Genomic DNA, 14,814 nt, shown 5'->3' with positions numbered 1-14,814 from the left:
AAATCTCTCCTTTTCCTCTTTTTTATCAGTGTTGACACATAAAAAGAGGTTCAGACACAAAAATAGGCTGTGGAGAAGACTTTCTCCACAGCCTGGAAAAAGCCAAGGATATTTTCCTTGGCTTTTTTCTATGTAGTTAATTAATCTTTTGAAGTCAAATCATTAGTTACAGCATGATCAGCATCTTCAATAGCGGTTTCTGGCATTCCGTATAATCCGTTCATTGCTTGTTCTTCGATATTAAGATTTGCAGTATTATTATTTTGAATAGGTGTCGTGTTTTCGATAACATTTTCTTTTTTAGTTACATTTTTGTTATTCATGTATGAATCCTCCAAACATCAGTTGATTTATGTATAGTATGTGGTTGGATTTCAAGAAATATGTGAATAGATTTTTGCAGATGTTATATAATTAAATAAAAACTTGAGGATAAATTTAAATTGTAAGGAGTGAATAGCTGTGGTGAAAACAAGAAAGTTAGCCTTCTAAAATAAAATGGAATTTTAGGAGGCTATTAAAATGAGGTTTCATATAATTGACAGAGAAAATTGGAATAGAGAGCAGTATTTTGAACATTATTTAAAGTTGAAATGTACATTTAGTATGACTGTGAATGTTGATATCACGAGGTTATTAAAGGGATTACATCAAAAGGGAATAAAGTTTTATCCCGTTTTTATATATTTAATTTCTAGAGTAGTAAATAATCATAAAGAATTTCGAACATGTTTTAACGATGAAGGAGCTTTAGGATATTGGGAAGAAATGATACCAAGTTATACAATCTTCCATAAAGATGATAAATCTTTTTCAAGTATATGGACGGATTATTCTAGTGATTTTCACATTTTCTATAAAAACTATGAAGAGGACATGAGGTGGTATACTAATGTTCATGGTCTCTTCACGAAAGAAAATATTCCGCTAAATGTTTTTCCGATTTCTAGCATACCTTGGACTAGTTTTACTGGATTTAATCTAAATATTAATAATGATGGTGATTTTCTATTACCGATTATAACTTGTGGGAAATATTTTAATGAAGAGAATAAGGTTATGCTACCAGTTTCATTACAAGTACATCATTCGGTTTGTGATGGATATCATGCGAGTCGATTTATAGAGGATTTACAGAAGTTAAGTAATAGTTGCAACGAGTGGCTTAAGTAATATCTAATTTTTAATTATACACAATTGAAAATGAAAAAAGAAGAGAACATGTTTATATAGCATGGTCTCTTTTTTTCATTAATACTAATAAATAGTGGAAGATATAGGTTGATTTGTAGTTTAATAGTAAATAGGACTATCGATTTTAATTTTCTGTATTTTACATCTATTTCGTTCGCAAAACTTATTATTTTGTAACAATGAAGGGGAAAACAAAAATGACAATAATATCTATAGAAAAAGCTACAATTTTAGATGCCGAAAAGTTAACAGAAATAATGACAAAAACATTTGATGAAGAAGCAAAACGATGGTTATGTGGTCAAGATGATGTTATTGACTATAACATCCAACCACCAGGATATTCTTCAGTTGAAATGATGAAATATTCGATTGAAGAATTGGATTGTTACAAAGTGATAATGGATGAAAAAATAATCGGGGGAATTATAGTAACAATCTCTGGTAAGTCATATGGCCGAGTTGATCGTATTTTTGTAGATCCTGTTTATCAAGGAAAAGGAATTGGATCACATGTTATTAAATTAATAGAAGAGGTATATCCGAGCATACGGATTTGGGATCTCGAAACATCTAGTAGACAAATAAGTAATCATCATTTTTATAAAAAATTGGGCTATGAAATCATTTTTAAATCTGATGATGAGTATTGTTATGCAAAAAGAATCACTGTAAAGTCAGCTGAAGAGAACCAAATTAAAAATAAAGATTTGAAAAATAGCCAATACGAAAACTGTAATCTAGCAAATACAGAGTATTATCAAGTGAATGCAAAAAGCAGCTCATTCATTGGGAGTAATATAATGTATTTGAATATGAGTAATTGTAATGTAAGTCAATCAAAATTTAGAAATATAAATTTTAGAAGTTCTTTATATGCCGATTTAAATCTTTCGGGTAGTACATTTAATTTTGTGACTTTAGGTGGGGTTCAATTTAAAGATACAAGTCTTGGAGAAGATAAACATCCTATTTTATTTAATAGATGCGATTTAGAAGGTAGTACGATTAGTAATAGTAATCTGAAAAATATGGAAATAGAAAATTGTGATATATCCGGTATGAAAATAAATGGTATTCCAATTGAAAATCTACTTGAGTTATATAATAAAGTAAAAAGTTAACCTGTATGTGGAGTAGATATGCTGTTCGTAAATCGGGTTTTATACTGAAATAATTGTGTAAAAATAACACAAAGAAACACAGAAGAGAAGGGGTTTCACCTAGAGGGCTAGAATGGAAATGTATTGTAATGAATATGGAGGGAAGAAATTATGGGGATTAGAGTAAGAGCGGTAGAAATTCAAGATGCTAGAGCCATTCATCGTATATGCATACAAGATGACGTTTTACCTTATATGGTTTTTTTACCGAGCATGCGTGTGGATGCGATGGAAAATAGAATTCGTAATTTAGCGCCAAATCAATATGAATTTGTTGCAGAGTATGATGGAGAAGTTGTTGGATTTGTTGGGTTAACCCAAAGTCCTGGACGTAGATCTCATTCGGGTGATTTGTTTATAGGGGTAGATAGTGAATATCATAATAAGGGCATTGGAAGGGCGCTTCTTACAAAAATGCTTGATTTGGCTGATAATTGGTTAATGTTAGAGCGAGTGGAACTAGGTGTTTTAGAAACGAATCCGAAAGCGAAATCGCTATATGAAAAATTCGGATTTGTAGAAGAGGGAGTAAAGATAGGGAATTTGAAGGCTCACGGAAAGTTTATTAATGAAATTATGATGAGTCGTTTTAGACCTGATGGTTTAATCGTACATAACGGATAGTGAAAAGCATGACAGTATAATGTCATGCTTTTTATTTGTTAGTTGTGATTAGGCAGTTTTGGTTGCATTAAAAATAATACTAAACCAATGAAAATAATTGAAATACCTAGTGCTTGTTGTATTGAAATAGCCTCATTTAATATAAAGTACGCTAATATACAAGTTCCAATTGTTTCTCCTAAAATACTCATAGAGATTACAGTAGCACTCATCCATTTTAATAACCAATTGAATATTGTTTGACCTAAAATCGTTGCAACAAACGCTAAGCCAATAAAGCATAGCCAAGTTTGTGTAGAGTAGTGAATGAAAGATTCATTTTGCATATAAGCAAATATACCGAGAAAACAGGCGCTACTTCCATAACTAATTACCGAATACGGAATAAGTGATACATCTTTACGAACATGTTGGCTAATGAAAAAGTAAGCTGTAATAATTCCGGCAGCAATAAACGCTAAAATATCCCCGTATAAAGCTTCTCCACTAATTTGGAAGTCTTGCCATCCGATAACGATACTTCCTGAAATAGCGATGAGGCAACCAATAATCGCTCCTTTTGTAAATCTCTCTTTAAATAGAAAGTAACCACCCATCATTGAAAATAAAGGTTGTAACGTTACGATAACTGTAGAACTTGCTACAGAAGTATATTGTAATGATTCAAACCAAAGTACATAATGTGCAGCTAAAAATAGCCCAGATATGAATCCGAATCCCCATTGTCTTCTTGTTACTGTTTTTATCTCGTTTCGATTATTTTTATTAAAAAGTAACAAGGGTAACAGAATTAGTGCAGCAAAGAATAATCGATAAAAAGCACTGATAGCAGCAGGAGCATCTGCTAATTTTACAAAAATTGCTGAAGTTGATAGGGCGAATACGCCGAAAAATAATATGCAATATGAAAGAATAGGTGATTTCACAGTTTGTCCCTCCAATAGAATGTTTATTATAATGAACTTGATACGATATAATGTACAAAGGTTAGTATATAAGTCCCTGAGAAGTTAGGAAAGGATTATTTGCCTTTGTTTACTATGTCAGCACAAATGTAATGAAACATGCAATATGATGGACGAAAGGAAGTTTTTACAATGATACATGATAGACTCGGACAAACTGTATTAAGTTATCGCAAGAAAAATAATATGACGATTCGTGAATTTGCTGATTATGCCGGGATTAGTACTTCATTAATTAGTCAAATTGAACGAGGATATGCGAATCCTTCTTTAAGTGTATTGGAATTAATTGCGAAAGCATTAAATGTACCACTATTTACACTTTTTATTAATGAAATCGATACAGATTCACTCATATCTAAGAAAAAAGATCGAAAAAAAGTATATCGAGAAAATAATGATCACATTGTATATGATGTATTAACACCAGATTTTATGAAAGCGCGTATTGAAATGTTAATGATGGATTTAAATAAAAAAGCAATTACAACGGAAAGTCACTATTCACATGAAGATAAGGAAGAGATTGCTGTTGTTATGAAAGGGGAAGTGTATGTGGAATTAGAAGGAAAAGAGTATTTTTTAGAAGCAGGTGATGTTGTACGTATTCCGCCAAATGTGAAACATCGTTTTTTAAATAAAAGTGATGAATCTAATCATATTTTATTTGTATTGACGCCATCTTTAGGATGAGTATAAAGTGATGAGGGATAAAAAGATGGAAAATAAAACTGTTTTAAGAGATGGCCTTTCAATTATTTCTCAATGTAAAAGACAAACAAATGATATTTGGCATGCACATTTCGGAGCAGCTGCAATTGCTAGTTATTTTTTCATGAAAGATAATAATATGGAAGAAAAGATAACACGTAGTATGTATTCCCAAACGAAAATGATGCTAAGCAAGCATAACTTAGGTGACATCATCGCTCAAAAAGAAGAAATTGATTTTAAAATCGCTGAAAGAATGATTATAGAATCATTGGAACAAACAATTGATGAACTTCATTGGGTGGGGCATAATGTCATTTATGCTGCATTAAGTTTATTAGCTATAAAAGAGTTACAAAAATGGGGAGATAATCAAGAGATTGAAGGGATTACTAATCTTATATTATCGTTTCGAAAAACAATTCCAGGTAGATCATGGATTGGTTTTACAACAAAGGAAGTAAAACAATTACATATAAATGATGAGATAGTAAATGAATTAAGAAATCCGAAACAATTATCTAAGTTTATTTTAAAGGAGCTCTCGCAATTTAATATTATTTATAGAGCGGAAGCACACCATGATTTAATTGGTCATTTACTTACTTTTTCTCATGCAATTAATATAATGTATGACTTAGGGCATAGTGATATATTTCATCGAGGGATACGCCCACTGTTAAAGCTAGTATACGTGTTACGTGCTAGTCAAAATCTTATGCCGAATACTGAAATAAACTTGCACTCACCTATAGATCGTTTACCTTTAATCGAATCTAGACTTGCTCATGTATTACCAACAGAAAATCAATTTTGGCTAAAAGACTATAGTGCATTTGATTGGGATTTCGGACATGTCTTTAAATTTTCATATAGTTACTTTGATCATATTAAGAGGGCTCCAAAATATAAAGATATAACATTAGAGAAATTTCAATTTATTATTAATACGTAGTGAAGTTTAATGATTTATATAAAGGACTCAATTTAAATTTCTTGTTGATAGTATATTATTTTAATATTTGTAAGATTTTACATATGTATTTTACTTTTACTAATTATGTAAATAGGCTATACTAAAATACATACATTTTAGTATTGGAGAGAGAAGTAAAACGACATGGAATTAGTGAAATTGGAAAAAGTAATTGAAATAAAGAAAGAAGAACTTTTTTATTTAGTATCGGATTATGGAATTCAACATGAAAAAGTATTGGAATTAAGCCAAGAATTAGACAAACTGATTAATTACTTTATGTTTTTAAAATAGAAAGAACTATGACATGATGTGAAAATGTTATAGTTCTTTTTTATTTGGAAATTCAAATGTATATTCTATATACTAATAATAGATAGAATATTCTGTTTCAAAGAAGGGGGATATATGATATTACATACGCACATTTCAGGTGAAGGGGAACCAATGGTACTATTACACTCTGGTGGTATGACAGGTTTAGTAGAATATGAAGAGCAGGTAGCATTTTTTCGAGAAAAAAATTATCAAGTCATTCGTCCTGATTTAAGAGGGCATGGAAAGTCAGGGGGGACATTGGAGAATTATTTCCTAAGTTCCGTAAAGGATTTACATGATACGTTAATGCATTTACAAATTGATAGATGTCATATAGCTGGTGTTTCACTAGGAGGATTAATCGCTTTACTATTTGCCAAAAAATATCCAGATAGAATGAGAACATTAACTTTTTCAGGTATCTTTCCAATTAAGAGAGACAATTGGGAGGAGTCTCAGGAGTATGAAGAGAATTGTCATCAGAAACTGATGGAAAACGAAGAAGTAGTAACGTATATGAATCAAATTCATGAAAAAAGTGATTGGAAAGCATTGCTGGAATCGTGGCAAGTTAAAGATTGGTACCCATTCGACGAAACTGGTGATGTAGCTAATCTTCAAGTACCTACACTTTGTATTGCTGGGGGAGATTCAGAAGATGAAGTTGTAGCTGCTACAACGTTCAAACAATTAAATAACAATATTCATATTGCTGTTATTCCATTTGCTGGTCATCTAGTACATAATGATCAACCAGGAGTTTATTCGAATATATTGTCTAATTTCTTACAGAATGCGCAAGCTGCTAGTCGAATATAAGGACTTTTGGGTATAATAAGAAAGGAATTATTAATTGTATCGGTTAGGAGCGCAGCACATATGAAAACAGTTGTTGTTATCGGTGGAGGTATAACGGGACTTTCTACTATGTTTTATTTAGAAAAATTCAAAAAGGATAATAATATAGATTTAAATTTAATCCTTGTAGAAAAAGAAGAGTGCTTAGGTGGTAAGATCCATAGTGTAGAAGAAAAGGATTTTATTATGGAGTCAGGAGCAGATTCAATCGTTGTTCGTAATGAATATGTTATGCCGCTTGTGAAAGATTTAAATTTAGAAGAAGAAATGGTGTATAACGAAACGGGTATTTCTTACATATATTCTGATAATACTTTACATCCAATCCCTTCTGATACTATATTTGGAATACCGATGAGCGCCCAGTCATTATTTAGCAGTACATTAGTATCAACGAAAGGGAAAATTGTTGCTTTAAAAGATTTCATAACGAAAAATAAAGAGTTTACGAAAGATACTTCACTTGCTGTATTTCTAGAAAGCTTTTTAGGGAAAGAGTTAGTGGAAAGACAAATCGCCCCAGTGCTTTCAGGTGTATATTCCGGTAAATTGAATGAACTTACTATGGCATCGACATTACCGTATTTACTGGAGTATAAAAATAAATATGGAAGTATTATTAAAGGTTTTGAAGAGAATAAAAAACAGTTTCAATCAGCAGGAAACAAAAAGTTCGTATCATTTAAAGGTGGCCTATCTACGATTATTGACCGTTTAGAAGAAGTACTGGCTGAGACAGTAGTTAAGAAAGGCGCTATAACGACAGCTGTAAGGAAACAAGGTGATCGCTATGAAATCTCCTTTGCAAATCATGAATCGATCCAAGCTGATTATGTTGTTGTAGCAGCTCCGCATGATATCGCAGAAAATTTGTTGCAGTGTAATGAGTTAAATGAGCAGTTTCATACATTTAAAAACTCATCTCTTATAAGTATTTATTTAGGATTTGACATATTAGATGAACAATTACCGGCGGACGGTACAGGATTTATCGTAACGGAAAACAGTGATTTACATTGTGATGCTTGTACATGGACAAGCAGGAAGTGGAAACATACATCTGGAAAACAAAAGCTATTAGTAAGAATGTTTTATAAAAGTACCAATCCAGTATATGAAACGATTAAAAATTATAGTGAAGAAGAATTAGTACGAGTCGCTTTATATGATATTGAAAAGAGTCTCGGAATTAAAGGTGAACCAGAAGTAGTTGAAGTTACAAATTGGAAAGATTTAATGCCGAAATATCATTTAGAACATAATCAAGCGGTTCAAACATTACAAGAAAAAATGGCGGATCTTTATCCGAATGTATACTTAGCCGGTGCTTCATATTACGGTGTCGGAATCGGTGCGTGCATTGGAAATGGCAAGAACACTGCAAATGAAATAATCGCAACATTAAATGAATCGTCAAAATAGAATACATATATAAATAAAACGTCCCTCCAGTATATTGGACGGACGTTTTATTTATTTCACTTGAATGGAGATTTTTTTATTAGTTGTATTATTTTCAGTAATCGTTAATGTAATGTCCCCGGACTCTTTAAATGAATAGGAGGAGAGTTGATAAAGTTCTTTTATACCGTGTTTTTCTTTTAATGTATTAGCAGGAAGTAACGTTATGTTCGGTTTCCATGATTCTTGTTTTCCTGAAGGATAGTTTACTATTATTTCTGGATTATTTAATTGCATTTGTTTCCAAGATGCCAAATGTAGTTCAACTTCTTTATGTTTTTTTAGTAACTCTTCTGAGAAATATCCAACCTCTCCAATATTACCGAAAACAGTAAAGTTTTGATTTTGTAGTTTGATATCTAAATGTTTAGGTTGATATGTTGCTGCGTGGTAGATTCCATAGGAAAGTGAAAGAGTTGCGGCAATTAAAATGGTGATTGAAAATGTTTTAAAGCTATTGCCTTTAAAACTAGTCATCATGAATGAGTTTGGAGCGAACTTTTTTGCAAATAAAAATATGAGTAATATGAGTAAGAGGGATAAACCGATGAATATATACATAGAAAATATACACCTCCATAACAAATTTAATTTTAACTATATTTTACCATAAATGTATGGTGTAGGATGTTAATTTAGAAGGGAAAAGTGAGCAAGGAATCGAATTAATAAGACATATTACTATGAGCGGAGTGATGGAAATAATACAATTAATTTTAAAATTAGAGAATAAAGAGATGGTCATACTATTTTGATCATCTCTTTATTTTTTTAATCATATAAAAGCAAGAAGGGTTACTCTTAGTTCATATTGAATTAAGAGAATAAGCTTCTCTTGAAATATTTGATTAATGGGACATTAAGGACTTTCCTAATTATAAATATTTTTTCTGCTATAATGAATAAGTAGAAAGAAAGGAATGATTCTATGGCATTTCCTATATTAGAAACTGAACGTTTACGTTTAGTTGAAATAGAACAATCTTATTGTCAAAAAATATATGAAATCTTTTCATTAGATGAGGTAACATGTTATTACGGTATGAATTCTTTTACGGAGTTTGGACAAGCTTCACGTATGATTGAATCTTTTTCAAAAAATTATTTCGAGAAAAAGGCGATACGATGGGGAATTGTATTAAAAGAAACTAATACTTTAGTAGGTACAATTGGATTAAATAATTTACAACTATGGAGTAAACGATCTGAAATTGGATATGACTTACATCCTCGTTATTGGGGGAATGGTTATGCATCAGAAGCGGCCGGGGAAATTATTCATTATGGATTTCAAGATTTAGGCTTATTTAGAATTGGAGCTATTACATACCCTGAAAATGTTACTTCTTGTAAAATGTTATCTAAAATAGGGTTTCATAAGGAAGGGTTATTACGTGGATATATTCATCAAGGAAATAAGCAACATGATGCACTGCTGTATTCTATAGTTCGAACGGATGTAGAGGAAATAAATTTATAACAAAAAACCCCTCTTATAAAAGAGGGGTTAAGTAAAAGTTAACCTAACTTAGGTAATAAACGTTCTCCGCTTTTCATACTACTTTTACATAAAGGGCATTTAGGCTCTTCTTCAAATGAAAAGTTCTTTCTCATCCATCCTAAACAATCCTCTGCTTCACATTCCCAAACAGGGGTTTGTTCTGGTGGTACTTCTGCTACATCGTTCTTTCGATTGCGATACATGTAACCACTCCTTTTATGTAAAAAATTTTTGTTATATATTAAAAAGGTTGTTAACCGTGCTGGTAACAACCTTTTTATTGTTTGAATTATAGCTTTACAACGTTTTTAGCTTGAGGTCCACGGTTACCGTCTTCAACTTCGAAGCTAACTTCTTGACCTTCGTCAAGAGATTTGAAGCCGTCGCCAGTGATAGCTGAGAAGTGAACGAATACGTCGTTACCGCCTTCAACTTCGATGAAACCGAAACCTTTTTCGCTGTTAAACCATTTTACTTTACCTGTTAATGTCATGGTAATGCCTCCTAAAATTTAAAAAGATTACAATATGATCGGCCTTATTTGAATGAAAAATAAAAGTTCACATATTATCAAAAACCAATAAGTAGTACAAAATGTTCCTGATTGATACTTGATAATATGCAAAGAAAATATAGTGTTAAATTGACCTTAATTACTATCTTACAACAAATGGTGGGAAATAGCAAGTGCTGGTAATACCAGTAAATAATCTTGGTGATAATAGTAAAACGCACAAAGTCATCTCTTTTATTTATATATTATTCCTAATTTGGGTTTATGCTAAACTAAGAACATTTTTATTGGGAATTTGTATTAGAAAAACGATATGTAGTATTGATATATTTGTTATGGAGGCGAGAATATTGCAATTTACTCAATTTAAAATAATTGAAGCAGCTAAAGAAGGAAGAAAAAAAGTTCATCCGGTATTCGCTGTTATACTTGCAATTGTATTTTTAACTTTAGGTGAATTGTTCATGTTATTTATGTTGTTTTTACCGAAAGCAGAAACACTTTTAATGAAGGCAATTTATAGTGATATTGAGATGATATTAACGTTTGGAGGAGCTATATTTTTTATTTTTTTATGGATTAGATTTGTAGAGAAAAGATCAATTTCATCCATTGGCTTTTGGAGAAACGAGTGGATTAGAAAATATTTGAGAGGTGCATCATTAGGTTTTATTTTCATTTCAATACCAGTCCTGGTCCTTCTATTAACAGGAAATGTACAATTACAAATGCAACAAATTACACCAACAGCTATACTTGGAATTGCGGGGTCTTTAGTTGCTTTTTTAATACAAGGTGCAACAGAAGAAATCGTTGTTCGAGGTTGGTTATTTCCAGTCCTTTCTGTTAGAAGCCGTATATGGATTGGGATTGTTGTTACTTCTTTTTTATTTGGCTTTCTTCATTTACTAAATCCAGGTATTACAATTCTTTCAATATCGAATATAATATTAGTTGGTGTATTTGCAGCTTTTTACGTTTTGAAAGACAGTAGTCTTTGGGGGATATGTGCATGGCATTCCATTTGGAATTGGGCGCAATATAACGTATTTGGTTTTGCAGTAAGTGGAATGGCAATGTATTCTACACCACTTTTTAAACCTGTAACAAACGGATCGGAATTCCTTCATGGAGGTTCGTTCGGAATTGAGGGGAGTATCATAACGACAATATTGCTTTCGATCGCTTCCATTGTTCTATGGAGACAGTTATGGGGCAGAAAAGTGAAGCAAAGAGATTAACTTAATGAAAGTGGGAGAAATTATGGGGATTATAGCGTTTGAGGGAGCGAGCGCGGTTGGTAAGAGCACCACGTGTCGTGAGTTAGAAAAAAATTATGGTGCGTACATTATACCTGAAGTGAATTTATTATTTGAAAGACCAAAAAACGAACATAGAACATGGTATTTTGAAAAACAAGTAGAGCGCTGGGAAATAGCAGTGCAGAAGTCAAAGCAATATGAATTAGTAATACTAGATGGGGATATTTATCAGTCACTTAGTTATAATTGGTGTTTCCATTTTGATATATTTGATCAGCCATTATCTTTAATAGAAAACTTTTATAAAGAAAAGCTGATCAATAAGGAAATTGGTTTTCCTGATCAATATTTTTATTTATATACGAATGATAAAGAACTTAGAAAACGGAAAGAATGTGACAAGACAAAAAGAAGAAGAAACTTTGAAATACATTTACATATATCAAAATCGTTTCAACGTTATTATGAAAATTTAAATACCGTTACAGACGGGTACTGTAAAATGATTGACGCGAAAAGTGTAAAATCGAATGAATTAGAAATTGTAAATAGTTTGAATAGTTTAAATGTGTGTGAAAAGAGCCGTTATGATGTTTCGAGGTTAGATGCAATTACGAAGTGGTTGAAAGAACAACGTGCATAAAAACGACGAGTGCCTTATAAGGCGCTCGTCGTTTTTTTTATGTATTATATATTGAATTTAAAATTTGTAAGTTTGCTTTTTCATTTTTTTAATAGCATTTTTATATTTAGCTAGAAAGAGTTGAGAAGGATAAACTGGGAGTTCACCGCAAATATCAATACCATAGATAGATTTATTCATAATAAGACAATGAATAAATTGTAAAAGTATAGATAGTTTCATATGCCCTTGATCCCAATTTGTAATAGTAACTTTTGGATCTAAAACATCCTTATCAATACTTACATATATTGTTTCTGTATGAATATGTGAAAGTATTGTATGTATCGATACTTCATGTGAGATATCAATCGGAAAAACTTCTACGTATGAACAATCATTAGAATGAATTGTTAGAGAAGAAGGCCCGATAATAATTACTTTCTTTAAATTACCATTATTTCGAAGAGAAAATGATACCCAAGATCCGCAGGAAATAAGAGTCTGTTCATTTGCTTCCTTTAAGTTCATATCAGTATGATGATCAAATAGTATAAGGGTAAAAGGTTTGTCTATTTCTTCTAGTAATAAATAAGATACATAATGATAATTTCCAGAACCGATAAAAGTGATTCCTTTTTGCTCTCTACGACATAACTCCCTTTTTATATGCATTAAAGAAGGGGTCTCGCAATATAGATTTGAGTGCTCTAAATGACTAAAATCAACATCTTCATGTGAATAAGAATGAAGTTTATTTTGTAATAAATATGTATCGTCAAAGTTTAAAAAAGTTAATCCGCTATACAATAAACTCATATTTATTCATCTCCTATATATGTAGGCTAGCATATATTTTTATAAATGAAAAACGAAATGCTTAGAGGTGGATTTGAAATAGGTGGATTATTTTGACAGAATAATCTTTCAATTTGTAAAGAAAAGAAATATAATATAAGGAAATATGTATGTGTTTCAGGAAATAGAAACTATGTAATAAATGAAAATGAGACTTGAAATGGAATTGAGAAAAAAGTAGGTAAAGAATAACTACCAGCCAAAGCTCAGTTAATTCAACAAATAATTAATGTTCAAGTTATTATTTGTGAAAGGAGAATAAATGTAAGTATGAAAAAGATTATTATTTCAGATCTTGATGGGACTTTATTAAGAAGCGATAAAACAATTTCAGAGAAAACTATAAATATTTTAAGGGAATGTAAAAATAATGGAGACGAATTGATTTTTGCTACAGCAAGGCCGCCAAGAGCTATAAAACAGTATATTCCCAACTTGTTAAAGAGTGAGATTATAATTTGTTATAACGGGGCTTTAGTTCTTAAAGGTAATGATATTTTATATGAAATGAAGATTTCTAAAAAAAACATTTTAGAAATCATAGAAATAGCAAAAAAGTATAATCTTCATGAGATTTGTCTTGAAATAGGTGATAAGTTGTATTCAAATTTTGATGTTACTGGTTATTTTGGTAATGTACCATGTGAAATTATGGATGTAAGAGATTTAGACTTTGAAAAAGCTTCTAAAGCAATTATTTGTACTAAAGGCTCAATAAACAAGGAGTTCATTAAAGAATTGCCTCGTGAATGCAAGGCGGTAATTACAGATGACGGGACATTGTGTCAAATTATGCATGCAGAAGTTTCAAAATGGAATAGTATTCAACATGTTTTACAGCACTTAAATCGAGACGTATCTGAAGTAATTGCCTTTGGGGATGACTACAATGATATGGAAATGATAGAGAAATGTGGGATTGGTGTAGCGATGAGCAACGCTGTTGAGGAATTAAAGGCAGTCGCTAAATTTATTGCTAAAAGTAACGATGAGGATGGAGTTGCTACATTTTTAGAAAGTAAAAGTTATGTTTATGTTAACTAGTATGAAAAAAATTGTAGTAAGCAGCGAAAAAAGAGATGCTGCATCTGTTTATGATAAATAGATACTATGAATGGGATACGTGGGAGGAAACAAGCAAGATGAAAACATTATTTAAAATAATAGGTATTATAGCTGGTATGGCGATAATCGGCGTAGGTGTAACATATGGTATGCTGTATTATTTGAATAACAGTAAACCAGCTGCGAAAAAGGCATCTCCAGCCGCTCCAGCAGCAGAAGTACTAGCCGATAGTAATGTAAAAACTGAAGATGCAAAGCTTTTAGAAAATGGCAATCATTCATTACCGAATAGCGGTTTTAATAAAAATTTCAAGTGGACAGATGAGAACATACAGACAGCATTACATGAAATGGCTCATCAAAAAACGAAAGCTGATCAAAAGTGGGGCTATATTTTTATCACACAAGAACGTATTGAAAGTTTACTTGATATTGTAAAGAGTAATGATTTAGTACAAGGAAATACATATGCAGACATTTTAGAGAGATGGAAACAAGGGAAATATGAAAAGATGGACGCGGATCACAATAAGATTTGGAAATTACAAAGCGGGAATTTAGGTGAAGGGAAAGGAGTACTGTCAGAAGCGGAACAAAAAGAGTTAATTAATCAACTGTTTATGCAAAAAGGCACATATTCAGGCAGTAAATTAATTGCAGGTGGGGGACAGGCTAATAAATAAGATAATATTGGAGGAGAGTAATTGCTTTTTAGGCAGTTA

The 14,814-nt window shown here is 31.5% G+C and carries 18 protein-coding genes and 1 pseudogene; 13 read left to right on the top strand and 6 right to left on the bottom strand.

Going from position 1 to position 14,814, the window contains the following annotated elements:
- Nucleotides 1-140: 140 nt before the first annotated feature.
- Nucleotides 141-323 carry a DUF4021 domain-containing protein gene (locus ACUXEY_RS25675; RefSeq protein WP_166705307.1) on the bottom strand — a complete coding sequence of 61 codons (183 nt, stop codon included), beginning with the start codon at nt 321-323 and terminating at the stop codon, nt 141-143.
- Nucleotides 324-522: 199 nt separating this feature from the next.
- Here ACUXEY_RS25675 and catA point away from each other — a divergent pair, with 199 nt between their 5' ends.
- The 3 genes from catA to ACUXEY_RS25660 all read left to right on the top strand — a co-directional run bounded on the left by catA (nt 523) and on the right by ACUXEY_RS25660 (nt 2,981).
- Nucleotides 523-1,173, top strand: coding sequence for a type A chloramphenicol O-acetyltransferase (catA, locus tag ACUXEY_RS25670; protein ID WP_461301887.1), 651 nt, complete (start codon nt 523-525; stop codon nt 1,171-1,173).
- A gap of 200 nt (nt 1,174-1,373) precedes the next feature.
- Entirely contained in the window at nt 1,374-2,318 is a 945-nt protein-coding gene (locus tag ACUXEY_RS25665; RefSeq protein WP_461301886.1) for a GNAT family N-acetyltransferase, read from the top strand.
- A 150-nt stretch (nt 2,319-2,468) separates the two neighbouring features.
- Complete coding sequence (locus ACUXEY_RS25660) at nt 2,469-2,981, top strand: GNAT family N-acetyltransferase (protein WP_166705304.1); 513 nt, start codon at nt 2,469-2,471, stop codon at nt 2,979-2,981.
- Between the two features lie 38 nt (nt 2,982-3,019).
- Here the strand turns inward: ACUXEY_RS25660 and ACUXEY_RS25655 are convergent, their stop codons facing one another.
- Nucleotides 3,020-3,907, bottom strand: coding sequence for a DMT family transporter (locus ACUXEY_RS25655; protein WP_429601371.1), 888 nt, complete (start codon nt 3,905-3,907; stop codon nt 3,020-3,022).
- Between the two features lie 171 nt (nt 3,908-4,078).
- Between ACUXEY_RS25655 and ACUXEY_RS25650 the strand changes: the two genes are divergently transcribed.
- The 5 genes from ACUXEY_RS25650 (at nt 4,079) to ACUXEY_RS25630 (ending at nt 8,231) form a co-directional block, all read left to right on the top strand.
- Nucleotides 4,079-4,639 (top strand): helix-turn-helix domain-containing protein, encoded by a 561-nt coding sequence (locus tag ACUXEY_RS25650; protein ID WP_461301885.1) that lies wholly within the window; start codon nt 4,079-4,081, stop codon nt 4,637-4,639.
- A 25-nt stretch (nt 4,640-4,664) separates the two neighbouring features.
- Nucleotides 4,665-5,612 (top strand): hypothetical protein, encoded by a 948-nt coding sequence (locus ACUXEY_RS25645; protein ID WP_429601370.1) that lies wholly within the window; start codon nt 4,665-4,667, stop codon nt 5,610-5,612.
- 165 nt (nt 5,613-5,777) lie between these two features.
- Complete coding sequence (locus ACUXEY_RS25640) at nt 5,778-5,927, top strand: Spo0E family sporulation regulatory protein-aspartic acid phosphatase (RefSeq protein WP_429601369.1); 150 nt, start codon at nt 5,778-5,780, stop codon at nt 5,925-5,927.
- A 114-nt stretch (nt 5,928-6,041) separates the two neighbouring features.
- Nucleotides 6,042-6,770, top strand: a complete 729-nt coding sequence (locus ACUXEY_RS25635; RefSeq protein WP_461301884.1) for an alpha/beta fold hydrolase — start codon at nt 6,042-6,044, stop codon at nt 6,768-6,770.
- A gap of 60 nt (nt 6,771-6,830) precedes the next feature.
- Nucleotides 6,831-8,231, top strand: a complete 1,401-nt coding sequence (locus tag ACUXEY_RS25630) for a protoporphyrinogen oxidase (RefSeq protein WP_461301883.1) — start codon at nt 6,831-6,833, stop codon at nt 8,229-8,231.
- A gap of 51 nt (nt 8,232-8,282) precedes the next feature.
- Here the strand turns inward: ACUXEY_RS25630 and ACUXEY_RS25625 are convergent, their stop codons facing one another.
- Nucleotides 8,283-8,831: a hypothetical protein gene (locus ACUXEY_RS25625; protein ID WP_429601366.1), complete on the bottom strand. Its 549-nt coding sequence runs from the start codon at nt 8,829-8,831 to the stop codon at nt 8,283-8,285.
- Between the two features lie 367 nt (nt 8,832-9,198).
- On the opposite strand from ACUXEY_RS25625, the gene ACUXEY_RS25620 reads away from it, so the two are divergent.
- Complete coding sequence (locus ACUXEY_RS25620; RefSeq protein WP_166705298.1) at nt 9,199-9,750, top strand: GNAT family N-acetyltransferase; 552 nt, start codon at nt 9,199-9,201, stop codon at nt 9,748-9,750.
- 38 nt (nt 9,751-9,788) lie between these two features.
- Here the strand turns inward: ACUXEY_RS25620 and ACUXEY_RS25615 are convergent, their stop codons facing one another.
- Nucleotides 9,789-9,974: a cold-shock protein gene (locus ACUXEY_RS25615; RefSeq protein WP_000286198.1), complete on the bottom strand. Its 186-nt coding sequence runs from the start codon at nt 9,972-9,974 to the stop codon at nt 9,789-9,791.
- Nucleotides 9,975-10,060: 86 nt separating this feature from the next.
- Entirely contained in the window at nt 10,061-10,264 is a 204-nt protein-coding gene (gene cspD / locus ACUXEY_RS25610) for a cold-shock protein CspD (RefSeq protein ID WP_000176368.1), read from the bottom strand.
- Between the two features lie 371 nt (nt 10,265-10,635).
- Between cspD and ACUXEY_RS25605 the strand changes: the two genes are divergently transcribed.
- Together ACUXEY_RS25605 and ACUXEY_RS25600 are read left to right on the top strand one after the other, a co-directional pair.
- Nucleotides 10,636-11,526 (top strand): CPBP family intramembrane glutamic endopeptidase, encoded by an 891-nt coding sequence (locus ACUXEY_RS25605; protein WP_429601365.1) that lies wholly within the window; start codon nt 10,636-10,638, stop codon nt 11,524-11,526.
- A 4-nt stretch (nt 11,527-11,530) separates the two neighbouring features.
- Nucleotides 11,531-12,190, top strand: a complete 660-nt coding sequence (locus ACUXEY_RS25600) for a chloramphenicol acetyltransferase (protein WP_461301882.1) — start codon at nt 11,531-11,533, stop codon at nt 12,188-12,190.
- A 37-nt stretch (nt 12,191-12,227) separates the two neighbouring features.
- On the opposite strand, the pseudogene ACUXEY_RS25595 reads toward ACUXEY_RS25600, so the two are convergent.
- A pseudogene (locus ACUXEY_RS25595) lies at nt 12,228-12,988 on the bottom strand (arginase family protein).
- Between the two features lie 309 nt (nt 12,989-13,297).
- On the opposite strand from ACUXEY_RS25595, the gene ACUXEY_RS25590 reads away from it, so the two are divergent.
- Nucleotides 13,298-14,071, top strand: a complete 774-nt coding sequence (locus ACUXEY_RS25590; RefSeq protein WP_461301881.1) for an HAD family hydrolase — start codon at nt 13,298-13,300, stop codon at nt 14,069-14,071.
- Nucleotides 14,072-14,169: 98 nt separating this feature from the next.
- The gene (locus ACUXEY_RS25585; protein WP_429601361.1) at nt 14,170-14,775 is read left to right on the top strand and encodes a PRK06770 family protein; all 606 of its coding nucleotides are present in this window, start codon (nt 14,170-14,172) and stop codon (nt 14,773-14,775) included.
- Nucleotides 14,776-14,814 lie beyond the last annotated feature (39 nt).

The sequence above is a fragment of the Bacillus sp. F9_6S_D1_P_5 genome, assembly GCF_054823925.1.
The sequence above is the reverse complement of the archived record's forward strand: the minus strand, read 5'-3'. Positions and strand labels throughout refer to the sequence as shown.

Excerpts from the sequence above, each read along its gene's own strand:
- ACUXEY_RS25640 (WP_429601369.1), top strand. The coding sequence starts at position 5,778 with ATGGAATTAGTGAAATTGGAAAAAGTAATTGAAATAAAGAAAGAAGAA.
- ACUXEY_RS25625 (WP_429601366.1), bottom strand. The coding sequence starts at position 8,831 with ATGTATATATTCATCGGTTTATCCCTCTTACTCATATTACTCATATTT.
- ACUXEY_RS25675 (WP_166705307.1), bottom strand. The coding sequence starts at position 323 with ATGAATAACAAAAATGTAACTAAAAAAGAAAATGTTATCGAAAACACG.
- ACUXEY_RS25645 (WP_429601370.1), top strand. The coding sequence starts at position 4,665 with ATGGAAAATAAAACTGTTTTAAGAGATGGCCTTTCAATTATTTCTCAA.
- ACUXEY_RS25600 (WP_461301882.1), top strand. The coding sequence starts at position 11,531 with ATGAAAGTGGGAGAAATTATGGGGATTATAGCGTTTGAGGGAGCGAGC.
- ACUXEY_RS25650 (WP_461301885.1), top strand. The coding sequence starts at position 4,079 with ATGATACATGATAGACTCGGACAAACTGTATTAAGTTATCGCAAGAAA.
- catA (WP_461301887.1), top strand. The coding sequence starts at position 523 with ATGAGGTTTCATATAATTGACAGAGAAAATTGGAATAGAGAGCAGTAT.
- ACUXEY_RS25590 (WP_461301881.1), top strand. The coding sequence starts at position 13,298 with ATGAAAAAGATTATTATTTCAGATCTTGATGGGACTTTATTAAGAAGC.
- ACUXEY_RS25615 (WP_000286198.1), bottom strand. The coding sequence starts at position 9,974 with ATGTATCGCAATCGAAAGAACGATGTAGCAGAAGTACCACCAGAACAA.
- ACUXEY_RS25585 (WP_429601361.1), top strand. The coding sequence starts at position 14,170 with ATGAAAACATTATTTAAAATAATAGGTATTATAGCTGGTATGGCGATA.
- cspD (WP_000176368.1), bottom strand. The coding sequence starts at position 10,264 with ATGACATTAACAGGTAAAGTAAAATGGTTTAACAGCGAAAAAGGTTTC.
- ACUXEY_RS25630 (WP_461301883.1), top strand. The coding sequence starts at position 6,831 with ATGAAAACAGTTGTTGTTATCGGTGGAGGTATAACGGGACTTTCTACT.
- ACUXEY_RS25665 (WP_461301886.1), top strand. The coding sequence starts at position 1,374 with ATGAAGGGGAAAACAAAAATGACAATAATATCTATAGAAAAAGCTACA.
- ACUXEY_RS25620 (WP_166705298.1), top strand. The coding sequence starts at position 9,199 with ATGGCATTTCCTATATTAGAAACTGAACGTTTACGTTTAGTTGAAATA.
- ACUXEY_RS25635 (WP_461301884.1), top strand. The coding sequence starts at position 6,042 with ATGATATTACATACGCACATTTCAGGTGAAGGGGAACCAATGGTACTA.
- ACUXEY_RS25660 (WP_166705304.1), top strand. The coding sequence starts at position 2,469 with ATGGGGATTAGAGTAAGAGCGGTAGAAATTCAAGATGCTAGAGCCATT.